The 8,579-nt window shown below is 68.1% G+C and carries 9 protein-coding genes; 8 read left to right on the plus strand and 1 reads right to left on the minus strand.

Annotation, left to right across the window (positions count from 1 at the left end; translation table 11 throughout):
- The 5 genes from atpA to Q0D57_RS18370 all read left to right on the plus strand — a co-directional run.
- Positions 1 to 1,166, plus strand: a 1,166-nt coding sequence (atpA, locus tag Q0D57_RS18350; RefSeq protein WP_291046786.1) for a F0F1 ATP synthase subunit alpha, incomplete at its 5' end; no start/stop codon positions are given.
- A gap of 2 nt (positions 1,167 to 1,168) precedes the next feature.
- Positions 1,169 to 2,071: a F0F1 ATP synthase subunit gamma gene (locus tag Q0D57_RS18355; RefSeq protein WP_291046788.1), complete on the plus strand. Its 903-nt coding sequence runs from the start codon at positions 1,169 to 1,171 to the stop codon at positions 2,069 to 2,071.
- A gap of 24 nt (positions 2,072 to 2,095) precedes the next feature.
- Positions 2,096 to 3,556 carry a F0F1 ATP synthase subunit beta gene (gene atpD / locus Q0D57_RS18360; RefSeq protein ID WP_259527232.1) on the plus strand — a complete coding sequence of 487 codons (1,461 nt, stop codon included), beginning with the start codon at positions 2,096 to 2,098 and terminating at the stop codon, positions 3,554 to 3,556.
- Positions 3,557 to 3,558: 2 nt separating this feature from the next.
- Entirely contained in the window at positions 3,559 to 3,825 is a 267-nt protein-coding gene (locus Q0D57_RS18365; RefSeq protein ID WP_259527217.1) for a F0F1 ATP synthase subunit epsilon, read from the plus strand.
- A gap of 86 nt (positions 3,826 to 3,911) precedes the next feature.
- A complete protein-coding gene (locus Q0D57_RS18370; RefSeq protein ID WP_291046789.1) occupies positions 3,912 to 4,652 on the plus strand; it encodes a peroxide stress protein YaaA in 741 nt (246 codons plus the stop codon).
- A 9-nt stretch (positions 4,653 to 4,661) separates the two neighbouring features.
- Here Q0D57_RS18370 and Q0D57_RS18375 read toward each other — a convergent pair whose 3' ends face one another.
- The gene (locus tag Q0D57_RS18375; protein ID WP_291046790.1) at positions 4,662 to 5,177 is read right to left on the minus strand and encodes a methylated-DNA--[protein]-cysteine S-methyltransferase; all 516 of its coding nucleotides are present in this window, start codon (positions 5,175 to 5,177) and stop codon (positions 4,662 to 4,664) included.
- A 106-nt stretch (positions 5,178 to 5,283) separates the two neighbouring features.
- Between Q0D57_RS18375 and Q0D57_RS18380 the strand changes: the two genes are divergently transcribed.
- From Q0D57_RS18380 to Q0D57_RS18390, 3 genes are all read left to right on the plus strand, one after another.
- Complete coding sequence (locus tag Q0D57_RS18380; RefSeq protein WP_291046791.1) at positions 5,284 to 7,047, plus strand: proline--tRNA ligase; 1,764 nt, start codon at positions 5,284 to 5,286, stop codon at positions 7,045 to 7,047.
- 61 nt (positions 7,048 to 7,108) lie between these two features.
- On the plus strand, positions 7,109 to 8,107 hold the full coding sequence (nusA, locus tag Q0D57_RS18385; protein WP_291046793.1) for a transcription termination factor NusA: 999 nt from the start codon (positions 7,109 to 7,111) through the stop codon (positions 8,105 to 8,107).
- Positions 8,108 to 8,171: 64 nt separating this feature from the next.
- Positions 8,172 to 8,444, plus strand: coding sequence for a YlxR family protein (locus Q0D57_RS18390; protein ID WP_291046794.1), 273 nt, complete (start codon positions 8,172 to 8,174; stop codon positions 8,442 to 8,444).
- Positions 8,445 to 8,579: the final 135 nt, after the last annotated feature.

Here is an 8,579-nt window from a genome sequence, read left to right on the forward strand (position 1 = left end):
ACGCCATGATCCCGATCGGCCGCGGCCAGCGCCAGCTCATCATCGGCGACCGCCAGACCGGCAAGACGGCCATCGCGATCGACACGATCATCAACCAGAAGGCCAACTGGGAGTCGGGCGACACCGACAAGCAGGTGCGCTGCATCTACGTCGCGATCGGCCAGAAGGGCTCGACCATCGCCTCGGTGAAGGGCGCGCTCGAAGACGCCGGAGCGATGGAGTACACCACCATCGTGGCCTCTCCCGCCTCCGACCCCGCCGGCTTCAAGTACCTCGCCCCCTACACCGGCTCGGCCATCGGCCAGCACTGGATGTACGGCGGCAAGCACGTCCTGATCATCTTCGACGACCTGTCGAAGCAGGCCGAGGCCTACCGCGCCGTGTCGCTGCTCCTCCGTCGTCCGCCGGGACGCGAGGCGTACCCCGGCGACGTGTTCTACCTGCACTCGCGTCTGCTCGAGCGCTGCGCCAAGCTCTCCGACGAGCTGGGTGCCGGATCGATGACCGGCCTGCCGATCATCGAGACCAAGGCCAACGACGTGTCGGCCTACATCCCGACCAACGTGATCTCGATCACCGACGGCCAGATCTTCCTCCAGTCCGACCTCTTCAACGCCAACCAGCGTCCCGCGGTCGACGTGGGAATCTCGGTCTCGCGAGTCGGTGGCGACGCCCAGGTCAAGTCGATCAAGTCGGTCTCCGGAACGCTCAAGCTCGAGCTCGCCCAGTACCGCTCGCTCGAGGCCTTCGCGATGTTCGCGTCCGACCTCGATGCGGCCTCGCGTCGTCAGCTCGCCCGAGGCGCCCGCCTCACCGAGCTGCTGAAGCAGCCGCAGTACTCGCCGTTCCCCGTGGAGCAGCAGGTCGTCTCGATCTGGGCCGGCACCAAGGGCAAGCTCGACGAGGTGCCCGTGGAGGACATCCTGCGCTTCGAGGCGGAGCTGCTCGACTACATCGGGCGCACCACCGAGATCCTGACCACCCTCCGCGAGACCAACAAGCTCGACGACGAGACGACCGCCGCGCTCGACAAGGCGATCGACCAGTTCAAGCTCGAGTTCCAGACCGGTGAGGGCAAGCCCCTCGCCTCGGTCGGCACCGAGAAGTTCGACGCCACCAAGGCGGAGGAAGTCGGCCAGGAGAAGATCGTCAAGGGTCGCCGCTAACCATGGGTGCACAGCTCAGGGTCTACCGGTCGAAGATCAAGTCGGCCCAGACGACCAAGAAGATCACCCGGGCGATGGAGCTGATCTCCGCGTCGCGGATCCAGAAGGCGCTGTCGCGCGTGAAGGCCTCCGAGCCGTACTCGCGGGCCATCACCCGCGCCGTCTCGGCGGTCGCCACCTACTCGAACGTCGACCACCCGCTCACGAGCGAGCGCGAGAAGCTCGACAGCGCGGCGATCGTGATCTTCACCTCGGACCGCGGTCTCGCCGGCGCCTTCTCGTCCTCGGTGCTCAAGGAGGCCGAGCGTCTCGCCGAGCTCCTCCGGAGCGAGGGCAAGACGGTCTCCTACTACCTCGTGGGTCGCAAGGCTGTGGCGTACTTCAACTTCCGCAAGCGCGACAGCGTGAAGTCGTGGACCGGCAGCACCGACCAGCCGGTCATCGAGACCGCCCAGGAGATCGCCGAGAGCGTCGTCAGCTCGTACAACCTCGACGACCAGGAGGGCGGCGTGGACGAGATCCACCTCGTCTTCAACCGGTTCGTCAGCATGGTGACGCAGGCCCCCGAGGTCGTCCGCCTGCTGCCGCTGGAGATCGTGGAGGGCGAGGTCCCCGAGACCCCGTCCACCGACGTCTACCCGCTGTACGAGTTCGAGCCGGACGCCGCGACCGTGCTCGACAAGCTGCTCCCGATCTACGTCGAGAGCCGCATCTACAACGCCATGCTGCAGTCGGCGGCATCCGAGCACGCTGCGCGTCAGAAGGCGATGAAGTCGGCCAGCGACAACGCCGACAACCTGATCCGTGACTACACCCGGCTGGCGAACAACGCCCGTCAGAGTGAGATCACGCAGCAGATTTCCGAAATCGTGGGTGGGGCCGACGCACTGGCCACCGCCAAGTAAGCACCGAAGAAAAGAGAAAGCACAATGACTGACACTGCTACCGCGCCAGTCGTGGCCTCGACGCCGGCCGGCGTCGGTCGTGTTGCGCGCGTCACGGGCCCGGTTGTCGACATCGAGTTCCCGCACGACTCGATTCCCGAGGTCTACAACGCCCTGAAGACCACGCTGAACGTCGCGGGCGTCTCGACCGAGATCACGCTCGAGGTCGCTCAGCACCTCGGCGACGACCTCGTCCGCGCCATCGCGCTGAACCCGACCGACGGACTCGTCCGCGGCCAGGAGGTGCGCGACACCGGCTCCGCCATCACGGTTCCCGTGGGCGACGTCACCAAGGGCCGCGTCTTCAACGTCATCGGCGAGGTGCTGAACGCGGAGCCCGGCGAGACCATCGAGATCACCGAGCGCTGGCCCATCCACCGCCGTCCGCCGGCGTTCGACCAGCTCGAGTCGAAGACTCAGCTGTTCGAGACCGGCATCAAGTCGATCGACCTCCTCACGCCGTACGTGCTCGGTGGCAAGATCGGCCTCTTCGGTGGTGCGGGCGTCGGCAAGACGGTGCTCATCCAGGAGATGATCCAGCGCGTCGCGCAGAACCACAGTGGTGTGTCGGTGTTCGCCGGTGTCGGTGAGCGCACCCGTGAGGGCAACGACCTCATCCACGAGATGGAGGAGGCGGGTGTGTTCGACAAGACCGCCCTCGTCTTCGGCCAGATGGACGAGCCGCCGGGAACGCGACTCCGCGTGGCCCTCTCGGCCCTGACCATGGCGGAGTACTTCCGCGATGTGCAGAACCAGGACGTGCTGCTCTTCATCGACAACATCTTCCGGTTCACGCAGGCCGGTTCCGAGGTGTCGACGCTGCTCGGCCGTATGCCGTCCGCGGTGGGCTACCAGCCCAACCTCGCCGACGAGATGGGCGTTCTGCAGGAGCGCATCACCTCGACGCGTGGTCACTCGATCACGTCGCTCCAGGCCATCTACGTGCCGGCCGACGACTACACCGACCCCGCGCCGGCCACCACGTTCGCCCACCTCGACGCGACCACCGAGCTGTCGCGGGCCATCGCGTCGAAGGGCCTCTACCCGGCCATCGACCCGCTGACCTCCACCAGCCGGATCATGGACCCCCGTTACTTGGGCGCCGAGCACTACCGCGTGGCCACGAACGTCAAGCAGATCCTCCAGAAGAACAAGGAGCTGCAGGAGATCATCGCCATCCTCGGTGTCGACGAGCTCTCCGAGGAGGACAAGGTGACCGTGTCGCGTGCACGTCGCATCGAGCAGTTCCTCTCGCAGAACACCTACATGGCGAAGAAGTTCACGGGCGTCGAGGGATCGACCGTTCCGCTGAAGGACACCATCGAGTCGTTCGACGCGATCACCAAGGGTGACTTCGACAGCGTGGCCGAGCAGGCGTTCTTCAACGTCGGTTCGATCAGCGACGTCGAGGAGAAGTGGGCTCAGATCCAGAAGGAGAACGGCTGATCATGGCCTCTCCTCTGAACGTCAGCGTCGTGTCGGCCGATCAGCAGATCTGGTCGGGCGAGGCGTCGATGGTCATCGCCAAGACGGTCGAGGGCGAGATCGGCATCCTCGCCGGTCACGAGCCGCTGCTCGCGATCCTCGCCGCCGGCGAGGTGCGGGTGAACGCCACCTCCGGTGAGCGCCTCGTGGCGCGCGCCGACGACGGGTTCCTCTCGGTCGAGAACGACACCGTCACGATCGTGGCGCGCGACGCCGAACTGATCAAGTAACCTCCACCGATTCGTCGGTCCCAGACCGCCGCATCCCGCTCCTCGTGAGCCGGATGCGGCGGTCTTCGACGTGAAAGGCGTCTGCCGTGCTGATCCTCCTGCCTCCCTCCGAGACCAAGCGCGACGGGGGAGACCCGGCTCCGCTGGACTACACCGCCCTGTCGCACCCCGCCTTCACCGCCACCCGGCGTGCTCTCGTGCGCGACGTCTCCCGGCTGGCGCGCGACCCGGAGGAGACGATGAAGCGGCTGAAGCTCGGGCAGAAGCTCGCCTTCGAGGTCGAGCGCAACCGGACGCTGGCCAAGGCGCCGACGATGCCCGCGCTCGACCGCTACACCGGCGTGCTCTACGAGGCGCTCGGAGCCGAGACGCTGTCGCCGGAGGCGCGTGCCTTCGCCGACCGGCACGTGCGCATCCACTCCGCGCTCTTCGGCCTCGTGGGCGCGGGGGATGCCATCCCGGCGTACCGACTCTCGCACGACTCGCGACTGGACGCCCCCTCCGTGAAAGCGCGCTGGGCCACGGCCGTGGCGAAGGAGCTCGCCCGTCACGAGGGGGAGCTCATCCTCGACCTCCGCTCCGAGGCGTACGTGGCCCTCGGGCCCGCGCCGGCGGGCAGCCTGTTCCTGCGCGTCGTGAGCCGCGGGCCGGACGGCGTGGCACGAGCCCTCAACCACTTCAACAAGAAGGGCAAGGGCACGCTCGTGCGCGCGATCGTCGAGAACGGCGTCGACTTCGGCGCCGTGGACTCGCTCCTCTCCTGGGGCGTGGAGCACGGCCACCGGCTGTCGGTCTCCGAGGCCGGGGAGCTCGTGCTCGAGGTCTGAACCCATCCGTCAGAGCTCGTGCGGGATGCGCTCGAGCCCCAGCAACCAGGACTTGGTGCGCACGCCCTGCCCCCAGCTCCAGCCGGTGGCCCGGCCGTCGGCCGAGAGCACGCGGTGGCAGCCGACGAGGAGCGGCGTGGGGTTCATGGCGATGGCGCCGCCCACGGCGCGCCCCGATCCGCGCCTGCCCACGGCCGAGGCGATGAGGCCGTAGGTGGAGCTGTGCCCCCACGGGATGGCGGCGAGCTCCTGCCACACCGCCACCTGGAACGGCGTGCCCCGGTGCAGCAGCGGCACCGTGAACCGTCGGCGGAACCCGGAGAAGTAGTCGAGCAGCTGGGCGACCGCCTCGTCGGCCACGGCGTTCGAGTCGAAGGCGAGGCCGTCGTGGGGGAGCACGCCGTTGTGCTCCACGGCCACCGCGGTGACCGCCTCGCCGTCGCTCGCGACCTCGATGCGCCCGATGGGCGTGCTGCAGCGCTGCAGGTAGGGGGAGGCGGAGCGCAGCTGGGTGAGAGTGTCCATGGGTCGACGGTAGAGAGTGAGCGGGGAGGCCGGATCCGTCCTGGGCGCTTCTGGGGACGGCCCCGCGGCATCCGGGTGGCTGTGCAGGACTCGCTAAACTCGACTCGTGCCTACACGCCTGTCTTCGTACTTCCTCAGAACCCTCCGTGAAGATCCCTCCGACGCGGAGGTGACCAGCCACCGGCTGCTCGTGCGCGCCGGCTACATCCGGCGCCAGGCGCCCGGCATCTTCGCGTGGCTGCCGCTGGGCCTCCGGGTGAAGGCGAAGATCGAGGCGATCGTGCGCCAGGAGATGGCCGCCGCCGGCGCCTTCGAGGTGCACTTCCCGGCGCTCTTGCCCAAGGAGCCCTACGAGGCCACCGGGCGCTACGAGGAGTACGGTCCCGCGATGTTCCGCCTCGCCGACCGCAAGGACGCCGGGCTCGTGCTCGCACCTACGCACGAGGAGGTGTTCACGCTGCTCGTCAAGGACCTCTACAACAGCTACAAGGACCTGCCGCTGGCGATCTACCAGATCCAGGACAAGTACCGCGACGAGGCACGGCCCCGCGCGGGCCTCCTGCGCGGCCGCGAGTTCACGATGAAGGATGCGTACTCGTTCGACTACACCGACGCCGGCCTCGACGCCTCCTACCAGGCGCAGCGCGACGCCTACGAGCGGATCTTCACCGCGCTCGGTCTCGAGTACGTGATCGTCAAGGCGGACGCCGGGGCCATGGGCGGCTCCAAGAGCGAGGAGTTCCTGCACCCCACTCCCGTGGGCGAGGACACCTTCGTGCGCTCGGCGGGCGGCTACGCGGCCAACGTCGAGGCCTTCACGACCCTCGTGCCCGAGTCCCGCTCGTTCGAGGGCCTCACCCCGGCCGAGGTGCTCGACACCCCCGACACCCCGACCATCCAGACGCTCGTCGACCGGGCCAACAGCGCGCATCCGCGACCCGACGGCCGTGCCTGGACCGCCGCCGACACGCTCAAGAACGTCGTGCTCGCCCTCACCCAGCTCGACGGCACCCGCGAGCTCGTGGTGATCGGCCTGCCCGGCGACCGCGAGGTCGACCTCAAGCGCGCCGAGGTGGCGTTCGCGCCCGCCGAGATCGAGGCGGCCACGGAGGCCGACTTCGCCAAGCACCCCGGCCTCGTGAAGGGCTACATCGGGCCCTGGTCGCCCGAGGGCGCCGTGCTCGGCGAGGAGGGCAGCACGGGCATCCGCTACGTGGTCGACCCCCGCGTGGTCGACGGCTCCGGCTGGATCACGGGAGCCAACACCCACGGCAAGCACGTCTTCGGCCTCGTCGCCGGTCGCGACTTCACCGCCGACGGCGTCGTCGAGATCGCCGAGGTGCGCGCGGGCGACCCCGCTCCGGACGGCTCCGGACCCGTGGAGCTCGCGCGCGGCATGGAGATCGGCCACGTCTTCCAGCTCGGCCGCAAGTACGCCGAGGCCCTCGGCCTCAAGGTGCTCGACGAGAACGGCAAGCTCGTGACCGTCACCATGGGCTCCTACGGGATCGGGATCACCCGCATCCTCGCCATCATCGCCGAGCTGCACAACGACGCGAAGGGCCTCATCTGGCCTCCCGCCGTGGCGCCCTTCGACGTGCACGTGATCGCCACCGGTCGCGATGCCGAGGTGTACGAGGCCGCCGAGAAGGTCGTCGCCGATCTCGAGGCGAAGGGCCTCGACGTGCTCTTCGACGACCGGCCCAAGGTCTCGCCCGGTGTGAAGTTCGGCGACGCCGAGCTGATCGGCGTGCCGCAGATCGTGATCGTGGGCCGCGGCGTCGCCGAGGGCGTGGTGGAGCGCTGGGATCGGGCCACGGGGGAGCGCACCCAGGTCGCCCTGGATGCCGTGGCGGCGAGCTTCGGGTAGTCTCTACGTTTGACCGCCGGAGACATCGGCGGTCTTCAGATCTGAACAGAGGAGGCCGGAAGTGGACATCGACCTCAGCGTCTTGCGCTTGCTGGAGCGTGAACGAGAGATTCCCTTCGAGGAACTCGTGGGGATCATCGAGCAGGCGATCCTGACGGCATACCTCAAGCACACCGACCGGCCGGCCGCGGCCGAGGACGGCACCGCCGCGGCGCGCGTGCATCTCGATCGCAAGAGCGGGCACATCTCGATCTTCGTGCCCGAGGTCGACGAGGACGGCGTGGTGATCGGCGAGGCCGAGGAGAACCCGAGCGACTTCGGCCGCATCGCGGCGTTCGCGGCCAAGCAGGTCATCAACCAGCGGCTCCGCGACATCGGCGACGACAAGGTGCTCGGCGAGTTCAAGGGTCGCGAGGGCGACATCATCGCCGGTGTCATCCAGCAGGGTCCCAACCCGCGGATGATCCACGTCGACCTCGGCACCATCGAGGCGATCATGCCCCCCGAGGAGCAGGTGCCGGGCGAGACCTACGCGCACGGCTCGCGCATCCGGGTCTACGTCACGAGCGTGGCCAAGGGTCCGAAGGGGCCTGCGATCACCGTGTCGCGCACCCACCCGTCGCTCGTGCGCAAGCTCTTCGCGCTCGAGGTGCCCGAGATCGCCTCGGGTGTCGTCGAGATCGTGTCGCTCGCCCGCGAGGCCGGCCACCGCACGAAGATCGCCGTGCGCGCCACCGAGCCCGGCATCAACGCCAAGGGCGCGTGCATCGGCGAGCTCGGCCAGCGCGTGCGGGCCGTGACCTCGGAGCTCGGCGCCGAGAAGATCGACATCGTCGACTACTCCGAAGACCTCTCGACCTTCGTGGCCAACGCCCTCTCGCCGGCCAAGGTGTCGAGCGCCTTCGTGATCGATCAGGCCACCAAGGCCGTGCGAGCACTCGTGCCGGACTACCAGCTGTCGCTCGCCATCGGCAAGGAGGGGCAGAACGCCCGTCTGGCCGCCAAGCTCACGGGCGCGAAGATCGACATCCAGCCGGATTCGATCCTCGACGAGGACTGAACCGCCCCTCACCGGGCGAGTCCCGGGCGGTTCGTCGAACGGCCGCCCGGGAATATGGAGTACGATGGAACCCGTTAGAACGTGCGTCGGATGTCGCGCGCGCACCACGCGATCCTCTCTTCTGAGGGTCGTGGCCAGGGACCTCGTCCCTACAGGGACAGTTCTGGTCGTCGACGAGACGGCTTCACTTCCCGGCCGGGGCGCTTGGCTTCATCCCTCATCCGAATGCTTCCAGACCGCGGTCACGCGGCGTGCTTTCGGGCGTGCGCTCCGTGTCGAGGGCTCCCTCGACACATCGACATTAGAGAACAGGCTGAACGGCACCGTGAACCCATGAGTGGCAACTAGACCGATGAGCGGCTCGAAATGAGACCCGTCCGTTTTTAGCGGCCTGCCCTGTCTGGGGTAGGCCTCAGACAGGAGAATTGTGGCTGCAAAACCACGTGTACATGAAGTCGCCGCCGAGCTCGGT

It is taken from the genome of Herbiconiux sp. (assembly GCF_023264895.1).
Classification (GTDB): Bacteria; Actinomycetota; Actinomycetes; order Actinomycetales; family Microbacteriaceae; genus Herbiconiux.

Coding starts and splice junctions, on each gene's coding strand:
- Q0D57_RS18355 (WP_291046788.1), top strand. CDS start 1,169: ATGGGTGCACAGCTCAGGGTCTACCGGTCGAAGATCAAGTCGGCCCAG.
- atpD (WP_259527232.1), top strand. CDS start 2,096: ATGACTGACACTGCTACCGCGCCAGTCGTGGCCTCGACGCCGGCCGGC.
- Q0D57_RS18365 (WP_259527217.1), top strand. CDS start 3,559: ATGGCCTCTCCTCTGAACGTCAGCGTCGTGTCGGCCGATCAGCAGATC.
- Q0D57_RS18375 (WP_291046790.1), bottom strand. CDS start 5,177: ATGGACACTCTCACCCAGCTGCGCTCCGCCTCCCCCTACCTGCAGCGC.
- Q0D57_RS18390 (WP_291046794.1), top strand. CDS start 8,172: ATGGAACCCGTTAGAACGTGCGTCGGATGTCGCGCGCGCACCACGCGA.